This window comes from Pasteurella oralis (assembly GCF_002850605.1).
In the GTDB taxonomy this organism is placed as follows: domain Bacteria; phylum Pseudomonadota; class Gammaproteobacteria; order Enterobacterales; family Pasteurellaceae; genus Pasteurella; species Pasteurella oralis.
Window position 1 is genome coordinate 443,101 of record NZ_NXGB01000001.1, and the last position, 16,088, is coordinate 459,188.

14 protein-coding genes are annotated in these 16,088 nt (G+C 38.4%); 6 read left to right on the forward strand and 8 right to left on the reverse strand.

The genetic code is table 11. From position 1 onward, the window contains the following. Position 1 precedes the first annotated feature (1 nt). Complete coding sequence (gene znuC / locus C0975_RS02180; RefSeq protein ID WP_101774758.1) at positions 2-793, reverse strand: zinc ABC transporter ATP-binding protein ZnuC; 792 nt, start codon at positions 791-793, stop codon at positions 2-4. Positions 794-985: 192 nt separating this feature from the next. Here znuC and mepM point away from each other — a divergent pair, with 192 nt between their 5' ends. Then, entirely contained in the window at positions 986-2,782 is a 1,797-nt protein-coding gene (mepM, locus tag C0975_RS02185; protein WP_245853279.1) for a murein DD-endopeptidase MepM, read from the forward strand. Between the two features lie 212 nt (positions 2,783-2,994). Here the strand turns inward: mepM and C0975_RS02190 are convergent, their stop codons facing one another. From C0975_RS02190 to C0975_RS02220, 7 genes are all read right to left on the reverse strand, one after another. Beyond that, complete coding sequence (locus C0975_RS02190; protein WP_101774759.1) at positions 2,995-3,942, reverse strand: ribose-phosphate pyrophosphokinase; 948 nt, start codon at positions 3,940-3,942, stop codon at positions 2,995-2,997. Between the two features lie 69 nt (positions 3,943-4,011). After that, a complete protein-coding gene (gene ispE / locus C0975_RS02195; protein ID WP_101774760.1) occupies positions 4,012-4,899 on the reverse strand; it encodes a 4-(cytidine 5'-diphospho)-2-C-methyl-D-erythritol kinase in 888 nt (295 codons plus the stop codon). Further along, positions 4,899-5,516, reverse strand: coding sequence for a lipoprotein insertase outer membrane protein LolB (gene lolB, locus C0975_RS02200; RefSeq protein ID WP_101774761.1), 618 nt, complete (start codon positions 5,514-5,516; stop codon positions 4,899-4,901). The genes ispE and lolB overlap by 1 nt, the downstream gene beginning before the upstream one ends. 40 nt (positions 5,517-5,556) lie before the next feature. Then, positions 5,557-6,834: a multifunctional CCA addition/repair protein gene (locus tag C0975_RS02205; protein WP_101774762.1), complete on the reverse strand. Its 1,278-nt coding sequence runs from the start codon at positions 6,832-6,834 to the stop codon at positions 5,557-5,559. 11 nt (positions 6,835-6,845) lie between these two features. Next, complete coding sequence (locus C0975_RS02210; RefSeq protein WP_101774763.1) at positions 6,846-7,457, reverse strand: TIGR04211 family SH3 domain-containing protein; 612 nt, start codon at positions 7,455-7,457, stop codon at positions 6,846-6,848. A gap of 70 nt (positions 7,458-7,527) precedes the next feature. Then, entirely contained in the window at positions 7,528-8,790 is a 1,263-nt protein-coding gene (locus C0975_RS02215) for an inorganic phosphate transporter (RefSeq protein ID WP_101774764.1), read from the reverse strand. A gap of 27 nt (positions 8,791-8,817) precedes the next feature. Then, on the reverse strand, positions 8,818-9,498 hold the full coding sequence (locus C0975_RS02220) for a TIGR00153 family protein (protein WP_101774765.1): 681 nt from the start codon (positions 9,496-9,498) through the stop codon (positions 8,818-8,820). A 175-nt stretch (positions 9,499-9,673) separates the two neighbouring features. Here C0975_RS02220 and C0975_RS02225 point away from each other — a divergent pair, with 175 nt between their 5' ends. From C0975_RS02225 to lolA, 5 genes are read left to right on the forward strand one after another with little or no spacing between them, the layout of a single operon-like run. Then, on the forward strand, positions 9,674-10,744 hold the full coding sequence (locus C0975_RS02225) for a CYTH domain-containing protein (RefSeq protein WP_101774766.1): 1,071 nt from the start codon (positions 9,674-9,676) through the stop codon (positions 10,742-10,744). Between the two features lie 3 nt (positions 10,745-10,747). Continuing rightward, on the forward strand, positions 10,748-12,127 hold the full coding sequence (gene radA / locus C0975_RS02230; protein ID WP_101774767.1) for a DNA repair protein RadA: 1,380 nt from the start codon (positions 10,748-10,750) through the stop codon (positions 12,125-12,127). Positions 12,128-12,186: 59 nt separating this feature from the next. Further along, complete coding sequence (gene lrp, locus C0975_RS02235) at positions 12,187-12,666, forward strand: leucine-responsive transcriptional regulator Lrp (protein ID WP_005721107.1); 480 nt, start codon at positions 12,187-12,189, stop codon at positions 12,664-12,666. 4 nt (positions 12,667-12,670) lie between these two features. Continuing rightward, positions 12,671-15,457: a DNA translocase FtsK gene (locus C0975_RS02240; protein ID WP_101774768.1), complete on the forward strand. Its 2,787-nt coding sequence runs from the start codon at positions 12,671-12,673 to the stop codon at positions 15,455-15,457. 10 nt (positions 15,458-15,467) lie between these two features. Further along, positions 15,468-16,085: an outer membrane lipoprotein periplasmic chaperone LolA gene (gene lolA / locus C0975_RS02245; protein WP_101774769.1), complete on the forward strand. Its 618-nt coding sequence runs from the start codon at positions 15,468-15,470 to the stop codon at positions 16,083-16,085. The last annotated feature ends 3 nt before the right edge of the window (positions 16,086-16,088 follow it).

The following is a 16,088-nucleotide window of genomic DNA, read 5'->3' on the forward strand; positions in this document are numbered from 1 at the left end:
GTTATTTTTGATGTGTACATTGCTGTGATGTAAAGTTGGGTGCACAACATATATCACCATGTATGTCATGTTTATGATTATGCTTATGGGTATAAAGTGCAACATTCTTAGCAAATTGATCACCAAAGAAATGAATAAATGTGGGATCATTCGATACAGTTTCAGGCGTACCAGCACAACAAATATGTTGATTGATACACAATACTTCATGTGTGTCAGCCATTACAATATTTAAATCATGGGACACCATTAAAATCGCACAATTCAGTTTTTGTTGTGTTTGATGAATTAATTGGTAAAGTTCTGCTTGCCCGTTAATATCAACACCTTGAGTTGGTTCATCAAGCACTAATAAGTTAGGTTTGTTTAAAATAGCTCTGGCAAGTAATACTCGCTGCATTTCACCACCAGAGAGCTTTTGCATGTTATTTGTGCTCAAATGAGAAATTGACAATAAAGTCAGTGTTGCTTGGATTTCTTGTGGGTAAATCCCTTTTTTGAGTGATAAAAATCGTTCTACGGTAATAGGCAAGCTTTGGTCTAAATGAATTTTTTGTGGCACATAACCAATACGCACATTTTTACTATAATGCACTTGACCGGATGTTGGTGCTAATAGTTTAAGTAACACCTTTAATAAGGTCGATTTACCGCCACCATTTGGACCAACGATCGTAATGATTGAATTTGGATAAATTGTAAGATTGATATCTTGTAATGCCTTTTTCTGTTCAAAAGTGACATTAATATTTTTTAGTTCAACTAGAGGTAATTTGATAGAATGAATTTGCATTATTTGCTAGACTTGACGGCTTAAGAATTGCAGTAAAAATAGCTTATTTTTCGCTGTTTAACAAGTTTGCTGTATGAAAATGAGTAGAATGGATACAATTTCAGCATTTATTGGCTTTTTTTAAAGAGTTGTAGAATTTTTTATCATTTGCTTGGTCATAATAAAACGAAATTATAGGAATAAAGGAATAGAATGGTGCGACATGTTAAGTTAGCAAGAGAGAGACGAAGAAAAAAGTTGCAAGTAAAAGCGATGATTTTCTTTGCCGCCATTTTATTAATTATTACTGGTGTTTTATTAGAAGATAAACAAGAGACATCTGAACCAAAGCTTAACTCGGTTGCTGGTCAAGTACAAGAGAATACTCAACTGTCTGAATTAGAATCCACGAATAAGCTTTCAGAGGCAAGTTTGTCATCTGAATCAAATTCAACATTTAATCCGCCTGAAAGCTTACCCTCTGTTAGAGCGGAATCTTTTGTTGCAAGAGAAGATTCTCGTACATCACAATCTTTTGACACATTACCATCTTCTACCCAATCACAACCTTCACTTGAGATAGCAGATAATGAACTCAAGACAGAAACAGCAGCAAATGACGTTGCAGTGAGTGAGTCAACCTTATTAATATCAACAACGCCTGCATCGGCAGAGCTTACTCCAACAGCGGTTAGCCCTGCAGCCTCTTCTTTAAGTACCACTTCAGTTTCTGTTGAAAATACGTTATCTAAGCAGGATGAAATGGAGCATGTATCGACAAATAAGTTAGATGTTAATGCGCTCGATGCGACTTCGTATTACGATGATCTCGAGGCGAAAGATGATGAAGTTGATGAAATTAAGCCTGATAGCATTGATGAATTAGCTGAATTTCCAGAATCAGCACGCAATGCTTTAAATGATCTGTTTGATGTGATGGATCAAGCCATGCGCATTAAAAACCAGTTTAGTCATACTGTGGTTAAGGGCGATACATTAAAAGATGTGCTAGAACTATCTGGGTTAGATGTACATGTCAGCGAGGCATTAATAAAGAGCTATCCAGAATTTAAGAATCTTAAGCCTGGTCAGCAATTTTATTGGATATTAGATAATCAGGGCGAATTAGAATATTTAAACTGGTTAGTTTCTGAACGTGAAGAACGTATTTATGAAAAAACAGAAGAGGGCAAGTTTAAACGTGAAATTTTAAAAAAACAAAGTGTGTGGAAAAAAGAAGTGTTAAAAGGCAAAATTGATGGCTCTTTTAATACGACTTTAAGAACATTAGGTTTAGAGTTACGTCAAATTAATCAGCTTGCAAATGCGTTACAGTGGCAAATTAACTTAAAGCGCCTGAAAAAAGGGGATAAATTTGCAGTACTTGTCACGAGAGAATATATCGATAACAAGCGTACTGGGCAGGGGAATGTGGATGGTATTCACATTATTTCTGGTGGGAAAAGCTATTATGCGATTCAAGCCAGCAATGGGCGTTATTATAATCGCCAAGGCGAAACTTTAAGTAAAGGATTTGCCCGTTATCCTTTGCAGCGTCAAGCACGTGTTTCTTCTCATTTTAATCCTTATCGTCGCCATCCTGTTACAGGACGTATTGCCCCACATAAAGGCGTTGATTTTGCCATGCCAGTAGGCACGCCAATTATTGCGCCTGCCGATGGTATTGTAGAGAAAGTAGCATATCAGGCAAATGGCGCAGGGCGTTATATTGTGATGCGACATGGTCGTGAGTACCAAACAGTGTACATGCATTTAAGTCGTCCGTTAGTGAAAGCAGGACAAAATGTGAAGCGTGGTCAACGTATTGCGCTTTCGGGGAATACAGGACGTTCTACTGGGCCGCATTTACACTATGAATTTCATATTAATGGGCGAGCAGTGAATCCATTAAGTGTGAAATTACCAGGCACGAGTAGTGGAATGGGGACAGCTGAGCGTAAACAATTCTTAGTTAGAGCGAAAGACGTTGAACGGCAATTAAAGCTATAGTTATTCAGTGAGCCTTTGTTACATTAAAGTGCGGTCAAAAATATTGAAATTTTGACTGCACTTTACTTTTCAATATCTGATAGTTGACAGTATTGGTCTAGGTTAAGGAAAGTTCTTATGAATATCATGACTTATTTTGATCAAGCTAAGATGGTTTTCTAATACATAAAAAAGGCAAACGCTATGGTTCGCCTTCATTGTTTCGATGTGTTTTAGGTAAACATCGCAGAGATTGATTCTTCGTTACTGATACGACGAATTGCTTCTGCTAGCATGCCAGAAAGGGTCAATACACGTACTTTATTCAGTGCTTTGATTTCTGGTGAAAGTGGAATAGTATCAGTAACTACTACTTCATCTAAAGCATCACTTGCTAAGTTTTTGGCGGCTGAGCCAGAGAAAACAGCATGTGTTGCATAAGCGAACACGCGTTTAGCTCCACGTTCTTTTAACGCTTCAGCTGCTTTGCATAATGTCCCACCAGTATCGATCATATCATCAACTAAAATACAATCACGACCAGCTACATCACCAATAATATGCATGACCTGAGCAACATTAGCACGAGGACGACGTTTATCAATGATTGCCATATCAGTATCATTTAATAGCTTCGCAATCGCACGCGCACGTACAACACCGCCAATATCTGGTGAAACGACAATAGGGTTTTCTATATCAGTTTTCTTTAACACATCATGTACGAGTACCGGGGAACCGAATACGTTATCTACAGGTACATCAAAGAAACCTTGAATCTGTTCCGCATGTAAGTCACAAGTCAGTACACGATCTACACCGACGCTGGATAAGAAATCTGCCACAACTTTGGCTGTAATTGGCACACGTGCAGAGCGCACACGGCGATCTTGGCGAGCATAACCGAAATAAGGGATGACGGCAGTAATTCGACCTGCAGATGCGCGGCGTAGCGCATCAACCATTACAATCAACTCCATTAGGTTATCATTTGTTGGTGCACAAGTAGATTGAATAATGAACACATCACTACCACGTACGTTTTCATTGATCTGAACTTGGATTTCACCATCGCTGAAACGACCAACTGTCGCATCACCTAATGAGAGATATAAACGTTCAGAAATTCGTTTTGCTAGTTCTGGAGTTGCATTACCAGTGAAGAGTTTTATATCAGGCATTGTTAATTGAACCTCGAGGTTTAGATTGTAAAGAATAAAATGGTTGAGTTAGTCTGTTATTGCATTAAGCTAGCTTAATTGCGTGAGCATTTTATGCAAAGGTGAAATATTTAATCCTTGTGTGACAAAGCCAAAATATTGTTTTGGCATGGCTTGAAAGGCTACTTTAGCACTTTCTTCATCATTAAATTCAGCAAATACACAGGCGCCAGTACCCGTTAATCTTGACGGCGCATATTGTAGCAACCTGTGGAGTATTTCTTCAACCTCTGGATAATGATTTATGACAACTTTTTCGCAATCGTTTTCATATTTTTGCGCGAGTAATTGTTCCAGTGATTTTTTTGCTGTATTCCGTGTTAAATTGGGATCAGAAAATATAGCTGCTGTCGAGATAGCCACATTTGGTTTTAATACGACATACCATTTTTCTGGTGGATCACAATAAGTAATTTGTTCACCTACACCTTCTGCAAAAGCAGCATGGCCATGTACAAAGATTGGCACATCAGCACCTAGTGTCAGTCCTAATTTTGCTAATTGCGCAATAGTTAATCTGGTATTCCAACGGTGATTGAGCGCAAGTAAAGTCGTTGCTGCATTTGATGAACCGCCACCAATACCTGCCCCCATCGGCAAAATTTTATCTAAATGTAAATTAGCACCTAAGTTACAGGCTGTTTTTTGTTGGAGTAGTTTAGCGGCTCGATAGACTAAATTATCTTCGGTATTTAAATTTGGTATTTCTGGCGTAAGATAAATTTTATCATCTTGGCGAATTTCAATTTCTAGCCAGTCACCGAAATTCAGGAATTGAAATAAGGTTTGTAGTTCGTGATAGCCATCAGGTCGTTTACCATTAATGTAAAGAAATAAATTCAGTTTAGCAGGGCAGGGAAAACGTAACTTGTTTTCTTGTGATGATAAAAGTGTGGTAGAAAATTGATAATTTTGCATTAATACTTCCAGTTATCGATACGAATTTTCAAGGTTTGCCCTTCTGTTTTTAACAAAATATCTTTGGGTAAAGGTAAATTTTGTTGATGGTAGCTCAGATAGTCTGCTGTCCAGATCCTGTTGTTAAGTGGATAACTAAAACTTGCTAATAAATGGTTTTCTCCAACTTTATAATCAAGTTTTTCATCTGGTTGACCTTTTAGCCATAGTGCAAATTGTTCTAATGGAAAATCTACCCCAATCATCTCTTTTAATAGTTGTTTAGCATCTGGTGTAGCACGTTGATTGCCTTTATTATCATAAACACGCATTAGATTGTTACGCATTTCAAGTGTGAGAGTTGTGCTACTGATAGTCGATGAAAGAGTCAACAGATAGTTTGCTGAATTTTGATATTGCCAATTAAAACGCGTTGAAAAGCGTTCTTGTGTGCTGATGTAGCCTAGTTGTCCTTGATTACTATATTGTTGGATTTTTTTTATTTGACTGAGGTGCTGCTGCCAGTTTGGGTTTGTTTTATCAATATACTTTATATTTATTGGACGCTCTGTATCAAGCGTACAAGCGCTTAAAATAAGACTAATGATAACTGAAAAAAAGAAGTATGGTTTTTTCATAACATAAAAGGAGGCTAAAAATTATGGGTATTTTACGAGCTTAACTTACATTAGTAAAGCGCGGTAGAATTTCGGCGCGTTTTTGTTTAACTATATGCATGCGACGACGATTAAGTTCATCGCGAATAGCTTGTTTTTCAAAGCCATCAGCAATCACTGCTTGTACATCAACTTGCCGTGCAGTTTGGTAAAGGTGCCATAGGAAATCTTTTTGTGGATAAGCGGCTTGTTCAAATCCGGTTCGTCCGCGACTATCTGCGACACAAACGACTAATAGTTCTGCAAAACGCTGGGGTTTACGCCATACATCTAAGGCATTAAATAATTTGATGATAGTTTCGGGGCGTAATTCAAAAGCTTTATGGACATGTGAATGATATTGACAGCAAAGTTCAGCAAAGGTTTGAATCGTATTTGGTAATTTAAAGCGTTGACACAGCATTCTGATGGGCTTTATGCCTGCTTTTTCATGTCCATAATGGTGAGGCAGAATGGCTTCAGGTGTTAATGCTTTGCCAAAATCATGACAAATTGCTGCAAAACGGACCGCACTTTTCTGATAATGTGTATTTTCAGTGAGCAAGACAGCTTGCTTTAAAACCAACATCGTATGAATAAACGAGTCTATTTCTGGGTGGTATTTAGCTGGATTTGGGACACCACATAACGCATCTAATTCTGGAAAGAGTATATTCAGCGCACCAATTTGGCGTAGCGTTTCAAAATAGATTTCGGGATTTTTTTCTAAGAGTGCTTTTTCTGTTTCTAACCAAACTCGTTCAGCAGTAAGCCGGCAAAGTTCACCTGTTTGCGTTAATTGTTGCATTAATGCAACAGTTTCTGCTGCAATTTTGAAGCCAAGATAATGATAACGGGCAGCAAAGCGAGCAACACGTAAAACACGTAGTGGATCTTCTGCAAATGCAGGGGAAACATGGCGCAAGATGCGATTATTCAGATCTTGTACGCCACCATAAAAATCATGTATTTTTCCTGCTGAATCTTGTGCTAATGCATTAATTGTTAAATCACGCCGCATTAAATCTTGTTTGAGTGAAATAGTCGGAGAAAAATCACAGATAAAACCCGTATAACCACTACCTGCTTTTCGTTCTGTACGTGCAAGTGCGTATTCTTCTTTTGTACATGGATTGAGAAAGACAGGAAAGTCTTTACCGACTTGTTGATAACCTTGTGCAATTAAATATTCTGGTGTAGCGCCAACGACAACCCAATCGCGATCTTTGACTGGAAGCTGGAGGAGCTGATCTCGCACAGCGCCTCCTACTAAGTAAATTTGAATGTTGCTTTTTTGCATTGGTTTAGAAATTATGCCCAACCATTATTACGGCGACGTCTTGGTAAGATTAATGGAATAATAAGACCAAGTAGCAGACCAACACCAAGTACTGAACCACCATAAATAAACCATTGAATCGCAATTTCACGCTTTCCTGCATCAAGCATCGCTTCTAGATCACGATTTTTATTTTTAGTAATTTCCAATTCACGTTTTAACTGAGAATTTTGTTCTAATAATTGGCTGCTTTGTTGTTCCGCTTGGTTTGCTCTGCGCTGCATTTCACTGGTGCGTTGTTGCCAATCACTGTCTAAGCGGTTAAGTTTCATGGTAAGTTCTTGGATTTGTGTTTTTAATTGCGGATTTTCTTCTTTGCTACTTGGTGTTGAGGTTAATTCACTGGTTAAAATCCATGCATCACGATTTTTACTATCGCGGATTAAGCTATATTTATCTTTTTGATCTAATACGGTGACTGGTTCACCTGCACGAATTGCGCCTGCAATTTTATATTGCTCACCAGCACCTTTACGTAGAAACGTAGTTAAATTTTCTGTGACATATTTGGTTTCAGCATGAACCAATTGAATGGATACACCGAGAAAAAGACAAGAAAGTAAGACTTTGGTGATTTTCTGCATAAAACAATATCCTATATAAAGCAATTACGAAAGAAAAGTGCGGTCAAATTTCACCGCACTTTAAGCAAGATTAGTGAAAAATGAAGCTTAACACATAATAAATGATAATGGCGAAAAATGCACCTGCTGGCAGTGTGACAATCCAAGAGGCAATAATATTACGGATCACATTTAAGTTTAATGCAGCAATTCCACGTGCAAAGCCTACACCTAATACGGCACCAACTAGTGTTTGTGTTGTTGAGATTGGTAATCCTGTGCCTGAAGCAAGTACAACTGTGATTGCTGTAGCAAATTGTGCAGCAAAACCACGACTTGGTGTTAAATCGGTAATACCTGTTCCAATTGTTGCCATGACTTTATATCCCATCACAATCAGACCAACAACAATACCTACTGCACCTAGTGGTAGAATCCACCAAGCAAGCTGTGTTTTCGGTAAGATTTGTCCACCATGTTCAACAATTGATACGACGGCGGAAAGCGGTCCAATTGCATTAGCAACATCATTTGAACCATGTGCGAATGCCATAGCGCAGGCAGTTAATAACATTAAAATACTGAATACTTTTTCAACTCCACCAAAAGTACCTCGTTGTACTTTTTGTATGAACGTTGGGCTTTTGAAATAGAAGTGGCAAAACACGATAGAGACAATGCCGATAACTAAAGAAATTAAAAACACTTCAAAGCCATTTAAATGTAACCCAATGTGTTTTAAACCTTTAGTAAATGTCACAATACAAAGGATAAATGAAGTTAATCCCATGTAATATGGACCGTATTTTTGGGCATTTTTAAGTGGTTGATCAGTATCAAAGATTAATTTCTGAGTGCTAGCAAAAATACCATAAGCGACAATACCTGCGATAATAGGGGTAATAAACCAACTTCCGACAATGCTTTTAATTGTTCCCCATTCAACCGCTTCTTTACCTACAGTCACACAAGCGAAACCAACAACTGCGCCAACAATAGAATGGGTGGTTGAAACTGGCCATCCCATGCGTGAGGCAATTAATAACCATAGTCCAGAAGCGAATAACGCCGCCATCATGCCTAATACTAAAATATCGGGAGTAGCAGCGAATTGCATTGGATCGATAATACCACTTTTGATTGTTTCTGTTACTTCGCCACCAGCTAAATAAGCACCAGCAGATTCAAAAATCATTGCAATAATAATGGCTTGCTTGGCAGTAATAGTCCCTGAGCCGACTGAGGTTCCCATTGCGTTAGAGACATCATTGGCCCCGATACCGAATGCCATGAAAAAACCAAAAACTGCAGTGATAAGAACGAGCACAGTACCATATTGATTAAGTAGTTCCATTTTTTGTTCTTCCTATAAACCGGTGGGTTATGAACGAGCTAACATTAACTCTATCCGTGAGCCTACGCGTTGAGCTTGATCTGCTAACACTCCAACCCATTCAAGGGTTTTATATAAAAACATGACATCAATAGGGTTATAGCGAGATTCAATACCAAGCAACATTTTTCTTAAATGGATTTGCATTTGATCTGTATCATCTTCAATGGCGTCAAGTTCATTGATCATTCGATTGACAAGATCCAGTTCGCGACCTTTGAAACCAGTTTCAAGTAATTGTTCCATTTCATCAATCACGCGATGTGCTTGTACAATTGAATCTAAACTGCGTTTCAAATATTTTTCAAATTCAGGCTGCATTTCTTGTGGAATAGCAAAATGACGACCAATCATTCGCCCAGAGATATCTTTGGCAAAGTTAGCTAATTTATCTTGTTGAGTAACTAATTCAAGTAAATCAGTACGATCAATTGGCATGAATAAACCACGAGGTAATTTCAATCGAATTTCGCGTTTTAAGGTGTCTGCTTGGCGTTCACATTCTGAAATTTTAGCGCGTAATTCTTCGGCTTTGTCCCATTCAGCACGGAAGGTATGTTCAAAGAAAGGAATAAGCAAGTTGCAGCATTCAGTGACTTTTTCTGAATGTCTCTGCAATGGCTTTAACGGCGAATGTGCAAATAATCCAAGGATATTATTAATTGCCATAAGATAACTCCCAAATAGAGGTTGATGTATTTTTCAGGCGAATCTTACCTTATGTCCGCTAAAAATTCACGATTTTAATCGAAAAAGTTCAGTATTTGTTGGATAATGCGAAAGTTAAATTCTTTTCGTCTTCTTTATGACTTATATAATTTATTGAAATAAAAGGATTTTTAGAATGAGTGATGAAATAGAACTAAAATTAGCGGTTGAACCTAGCTTTGTTGATTTTTTACGCCAAGAAATAACGCATTTTCGTTTGTTAGCACAGGACACACAATTTTTAGGCAATTGTTACTACGATACCGTTGATCATTTGTTAGCAGCTCAAAAAATGGGTTTACGTGTGCGGCAACAGAACGGGCAATATACGCTAACTTTAAAAACAGATGGTGAAGTGAAAGGGGGACTGCATATTCGACCCGAATATAATGTTGCTTTGCCAAATGCAGAACCTAACTTAACTTTACTCGTTGAAAAGTGCGGTGTGAATTTGGAAAATTTTGCACAGCTTAGCTTGCAACCTGTGTTCAGTACAGATTTTGAACGCCAATCGTGGTTAGTTGAATGTGGCAAGGGCAGCGTTATTGAAGTTGCTTTTGATCTGGGGAAGATTGTGGCGGGTGAAAAGCAAATGCCGATTTGTGAAGTTGAATTTGAGTTAAAATCAGGTTGCACAATTGATTTGCTTCGCTTTGTGCGTAGTTTAACCTTAGAAAGTGCTGTGCGTTTAAGTGCTGCTTCAAAGGCAAAACGAGGTTATGCATTAGCTAATGCACAAGCTGTCGAAGTAAGTCATTGGCTCGATAAATGGCGTGAGTTTTTACAATTTGAACAAAATAGCCGTAATCCAGTGGATAAACTTAGTGCGCTTTTTCAATTAGAACAAGCCCTAATTGAAGAAACCTTCGCTATTGATGTGCATTATTTCAGTGTGGATTTTTTACGTACTGTAGAGCGCATTGGGGCATTTTTTAATTTGTATCATTATTACACTGATAATGCGAGGCTATTAGAAACGATTTTTACTCAACAACTATCGCAAAATACAATAGGATTAGATGGTGACGTATTAGCAGATTTATTAGAAAGCAATAATGATTTGTTTACACAAATTCGTGACATTATACTTTTACATAGTGAAACTAAAAATAATCAGCTCGCTTTAGAAAAATTAAAACAATTACTGCAAACAGGACAATATGTAAAACGTATGATCAATTTAATTTCTCTCACATTGGATCATTAATTTATGGCAAAGGCTCCCAAAAGTGCTTATGTATGCAATGATTGCGGCGCGGAGTTTTCGCGTTGGCAAGGACAATGTGCTGCTTGCAAGGCATGGAATACAATTAGTGAAGTTCGTTTAGTTTCTGCGAGTACAAATGCTAAAGGCGATCGTTTTAGTGGCTATGCCGGCGAAACTCGTGCCAAAATTCAAACACTGTCAGAAATTTCACTACAAGAAACTCCTCGTTTCGCAAGTGGTTTTAATGAATTAGATCGTGTCTTGGGCGGGGGCGTTGTACCTGGTAGCGCTATTTTAATTGGTGGACATCCCGGTGCGGGAAAAAGTACCTTATTGTTGCAAGTGATGTGTGGTTTAGCACAGAAAATGACCGCACTTTATGTCACTGGAGAAGAGTCTTTACAACAAGTTGCAATGCGAGCCAAACGTTTAGGCTTACCAGCTGATAAATTAAATATGCTCTCTGAAACTTCAGTTGAACAGATTTGCGCTTTAGCTGATCAGTTAAAGCCACAGATTATTGTGATTGATTCTATTCAAGTGATGCATTTAGCCGATATTCAATCTTCACCGGGGAGTGTTGCTCAAGTCCGTGAATGTGCTTCTTTTTTAACGCGTTATGCTAAAACACGACAAGTTGCTATTGTGATGGTAGGACATGTGACGAAAGATGGCACCTTAGCTGGACCTAAAGTATTGGAGCATGTGATTGACTGTTCTTTGTTATTAGAGGGGGAAGCTGATTCACGTTATCGTACTTTGCGCAGTCATAAAAACCGTTTTGGGGCAGTAAATGAATTAGGGGTATTTGCCATGACGGAACAGGGATTACGTGAGGTGAAAAATCCCTCCGCAATCTTTTTAAGTCGTGGTGAAGAACAGACTTCAGGCAGTTCTGTGATGGTGATTTGGGAAGGTACACGTCCATTATTGGTGGAGATTCAAGCGTTAGTTGATCATTCAATGTTAGCCAACCCTCGTCGCGTTGCTGTTGGACTGGAACAAAATCGTTTAGCGTTATTATTAGCTGTATTACATCGACACGGTGGTTTACAGATGTCTGATCAAGATGTTTTTGTCAATGTCGTTGGTGGAGTAAAAGTGACGGAAACCAGTGCGGATCTTGCCTTGTTATTAGCCTTGATTTCGAGTTTTCGTAATCGTCCATTGCCACAGGATTTAGTCGTATTTGGTGAAGTGGGATTAGCGGGTGAAATTCGTCCTGTTCCAAGTGGACAAGAACGGATTAGCGAAGCGGCTAAACATGGTTTTAAGCGGGCGATTGTGCCCTTTGCTAATCGTCCTAAAAATACAGTGCAGAATATGGAAGTGTTTACTGTGAAAAAATTGTCTGATGCATTGGTGATATTAGATAATTTTTAAATATCATAGTATGATCTCATTATTATTACAGTTAAAAAGTACAACAAAGGATGTCGCCAATGGAAAAGAAATTGATGAAAGCGCTTGATAGTATTGATATAAAAATTTTGAATGAATTGCAACGTAACGGCAAAATTTCAAATATTGATTTGTCTAAAAAAGTGGGTTTATCACCGACACCTTGTTTAGAGCGTGTTAAACGCCTTGAAAAACAAGGTGTCATCATGGGCTATCGTGCTTTGTTAAATCCAGAATTATTAGATTCGCCATTATTAGTCATTGTGGAGATTACCTTAATCCGTGGTAAGCCAGATGTGTTTGAAGAATTTAATGCTGCGGTGCAACAACTTGATGAAATTCAGGAATGTCACTTGGTATCAGGTGATTTTGATTATTTATTAAAAACGCGGGTAGCAGATATGGCAGCGTATCGTAAATTACTTGGTACGACGTTGTTACGCTTACCCGGTGTGAATGATACACGCACTTATGTGGTGATGGAAGAAGTGAAGCAAACCAACTTTTTACAACTGAAGTAAGACCATGATTAAACGAATTTCTGAAAAATTTACCCCTAAGCAGTATTTATTGGAATTTTTCTTTATTTTGACCGCACTTTTCGCACTTTACCTGATTGCGGCGTGGTCAAGTTATTCCCCATTAGATAACTCATGGGCATCTTCAAGCTATATCGAAAAAACGATCAATAAAGCAGGAGCGTTAGGTGCTTGGTTTATTGATTTATTTTTTGTGTTATTTGGGCATATTGGGCATCTTATTCCTTTCGTCGTTTTAATCACCTCGCTTTATTTTTTACGCAGTAAAAGAAAAGCACAATTTAATCTATCACGTTTAACTATTGGCTTACTTGGCTTTGCTATTTTTTTATGTGGCTCTTGTGTATTAGCGACTTTATTGTTGACGAATTCACCTTATTATTTAGCCGGTGGTGTACTTGGCGGCAGTTTAGTGACAGTATTTTTCCCTCTACTGGATTTTGTTGGTTTAATGTTATCTGGCTTTGTTTTAACGTTGCTTGGATTCATTTTATGCTCTGGTTCTTCGCTGATTCGTTTATGTATCAATTTTTTTCATTGGTTGACCATGAAAAATGATGATAAAACAGCACAAGATGGCGAGCAGTCTTTATCCCCGCAGCAAGATTTAGATTTACAAAATACAAGCTTAGATGAAAAAGATGTTGATAATCAAATTAGCTTAATTGAAGACCCACAAATTGATGTATTACCACAAGTTGAAATGGAAACACCTGCTTTAGTGAGTGTCGAAAACTTTATTAATATTAATGGGTTGAATACTGAGCAAGCAACATCATCGCAAACATCAGATGCTGCATCTACATTTGATAGCTTAGAAAAAGCACAACTTGGTGGTTATGCAGTTGAACATGAGCTTTCCTTGCCAACAGTTAGTGTACAAGAGGAATATGACGTTCCTGTTTTTTCAGCGGCAGTAGTCAACCCTCAGTTAACACCTGTAGAAGAATTGCGCCAAAGTGTCAGTGATTTCTCACCTGAGCTGGTTGAAATGCCAACAGTTTCGTTATCTCCACTTTCACATAAAATTTCACAAAATTCGACCGTACTTAACGAGCAAGAAAGTGATTTAGCCCGCCAATTCGCTGCCCAAGAACAACAACGTCTAGATGAGATGGCAGTACGCGCAAAAGAATTAAATGCAGAGGATGCACTACAAACCATTTTTGCGGAACCTGAATTACAAGAAAATGATTTAGCACCAGCGGCACCAATTTATAAGTCTTATGGCGATTCACTTATTCATCCTGCATTGCAGCAGAAAGTGACGACCAAAGCAAAACCGACAACGCCAATGCCAAGTTTGGAGTTATTAGAACATCGTCCGAGTCAGGCTCATCGTATTACTCAAGAAGAAATCATTGAAACATCACAACGTATTGAACATCAGTTGCGTAATTTTGGCGTTAAAGCAAATGTGAAAGATGTATTAGTGGGACCGGTTGTTACCCGTTATGAACTTGAGTTACAACCGGGTGTCAAAGCAGCGAAAGTAACCGGCATTGATACCGATTTAGCGCGCGCATTAATGTTCCGTTCAATTCGTGTGGCAGAAGTCATTCCGGGTAAACCTTATATTGGGATTGAAACGCCAAATGTAAATCGCCAAATGGTCACATTACGTGAAGTGTTAGACAGTGATGAATTCCGTCAATCAAAATCATTACTTTCAATGGCATTAGGTAAAGATATTAGTGGTAAACCTGTAGTGGTAGATCTGGCTAAAATGCCTCATTTATTAGTAGCAGGCTCAACGGGGTCAGGAAAATCTGTTGGGGTCAATACGATGATTTTAAGTTTACTGTTCAGAGTTAAACCTGAAGAAGTCAAATTCATTATGATTGATCCAAAAGTCGTTGAATTGTCTATTTATGATGGTATTCCACATTTGTTGACAGAAGTTGTGACGGACATGAAGAAAGCCGCGAATGCATTACGTTGGTGTGTCGATGAAATGGAGCGCCGTTATCAATTACTTTCTGCATTACGCGTGCGTAATATCGAAGGTTACAATGAAAAAATAGACGAATATGAAGCCATGAATATGCCAATCCCAAATCCATTGTGGCGACCAGGAGATACAATGGATGCTCTGCCACCACCATTGGAAAAGTTAAGCTATATTGTGGTTATTGTTGATGAGTTTGCTGATTTGATGATGGTAGCGGGTAAACAAGTGGAAGAATTGATTGCACGTTTGGCGCAAAAAGCACGTGCGATTGGAATTCATTTGATTTTAGCGACACAACGCCCGTCAGTAGATGTCATCACTGGCTTAATAAAAGCCAATATTCCAAGTCGAATTGCCTTTACAGTGGCAAGTAAAATTGACTCTCGTACTATTCTGGATCAGGTTGGCGCAGAAGCATTACTTGGACGCGGTGATATGCTGTATTCAGGTGCAGGCTCTTCTGATTTAGTTCGTGTACATGGTGCCTTTATGAGTGATGATGAAGTTGCTCGAGTCGTCGATGATTGGAAAGCGCGTGGCAAGCCAAGTTATATCGAGGGTATTTTAGAAGGCTCTGATGATGACGAAGCAGACTCGCAACGTTTAGCGACAGATTCGGATGATTTAGATGATTTATTTGATGAAGTCGTTGAATTTGTTACTACTACGGGCAATACCTCTACTTCGTATGTACAGCGTAAATTTAAAGTTGGCTTTAACCGCGCTGCACGTATTATGGATCAACTAGAAGAACAAGGGATTGTTTCACCAATGCAAAATGGCAAGCGTGAAATATTAGCACGACGTTCTTCTGATTTTTAGGAAAGTAAATATGCAAAAAATTTTGTTAAAAACGACCGCACTTTTGCTTGCTGGTTTTAGTAGTTTGGCTTGGGCTGATGCGGCAAGCGAATTACAACAGCGTTTAGCTAAAGTAAATGTATTAAGTGCGGATTATGCACAAACAGTGAGTACAGCTGATGGGAAAAATGTACAGCAAGGCAGTGGTCAAATTCAAATTAAACGTCCTAACTTGTTTCGTATGGATAATAAACAGCCACAAGAAAGTCAAATTATTTCTGATGGTAAAACACTGTGGTTTTACGATCCTTTTGTCGAGCAAGTAACCGCCAATTGGGTAAAAGAAGCAGTAAATAACACGCCTTTCGTCTTGCTTACTAGTGATGATAATAGCCATTGGGCGCAGTATTCTGTTGAACAAAAAGCAGATACTTTTACTTTAAAGCCAAAAGCAAAGAACAGTAATATCAAACAATTTGATATTCGTATTGATAGCGAGGGGGTATTACGCAATTTCAGTACGATTGAAAAGGATGGACAATCGAATTTATATGTATTGCGTAATATTACTAACCAGCCTTTGGCTGACAGCTTGTTTAAGTTTACTGTGCCAAAAGGTGTAGAATTAGACGACCAGCGTAAAAAATAAATT

What these genes read in the sequence shown, in the direction of transcription:
- C0975_RS02215 (WP_101774764.1), bottom strand. Translation starts at nt 8,790, where the DNA reads ATGGAACTACTTAATCAATATGGTACTGTGCTCGTTCTTATCACTGCA.
- lrp (WP_005721107.1), top strand. Translation starts at nt 12,187, where the DNA reads ATGGAAAAGAAATTGATGAAAGCGCTTGATAGTATTGATATAAAAATT.
- C0975_RS02190 (WP_101774759.1), bottom strand. Translation starts at nt 3,942, where the DNA reads ATGCCTGATATAAAACTCTTCACTGGTAATGCAACTCCAGAACTAGCA.
- C0975_RS02205 (WP_101774762.1), bottom strand. Translation starts at nt 6,834, where the DNA reads ATGCAAAAAAGCAACATTCAAATTTACTTAGTAGGAGGCGCTGTGCGA.
- ispE (WP_101774760.1), bottom strand. Translation starts at nt 4,899, where the DNA reads ATGCAAAATTATCAATTTTCTACCACACTTTTATCATCACAAGAAAAC.
- C0975_RS02220 (WP_101774765.1), bottom strand. Translation starts at nt 9,498, where the DNA reads ATGGCAATTAATAATATCCTTGGATTATTTGCACATTCGCCGTTAAAG.
- C0975_RS02225 (WP_101774766.1), top strand. Translation starts at nt 9,674, where the DNA reads ATGAGTGATGAAATAGAACTAAAATTAGCGGTTGAACCTAGCTTTGTT.
- C0975_RS02210 (WP_101774763.1), bottom strand. Translation starts at nt 7,457, where the DNA reads ATGCAGAAAATCACCAAAGTCTTACTTTCTTGTCTTTTTCTCGGTGTA.
- lolA (WP_101774769.1), top strand. Translation starts at nt 15,468, where the DNA reads ATGCAAAAAATTTTGTTAAAAACGACCGCACTTTTGCTTGCTGGTTTT.
- lolB (WP_101774761.1), bottom strand. Translation starts at nt 5,516, where the DNA reads ATGAAAAAACCATACTTCTTTTTTTCAGTTATCATTAGTCTTATTTTA.
- znuC (WP_101774758.1), bottom strand. Translation starts at nt 793, where the DNA reads ATGCAAATTCATTCTATCAAATTACCTCTAGTTGAACTAAAAAATATT.
- C0975_RS02240 (WP_101774768.1), top strand. Translation starts at nt 12,671, where the DNA reads ATGATTAAACGAATTTCTGAAAAATTTACCCCTAAGCAGTATTTATTG.
- mepM (WP_245853279.1), top strand. Translation starts at nt 986, where the DNA reads ATGGTGCGACATGTTAAGTTAGCAAGAGAGAGACGAAGAAAAAAGTTG.
- radA (WP_101774767.1), top strand. Translation starts at nt 10,748, where the DNA reads ATGGCAAAGGCTCCCAAAAGTGCTTATGTATGCAATGATTGCGGCGCG.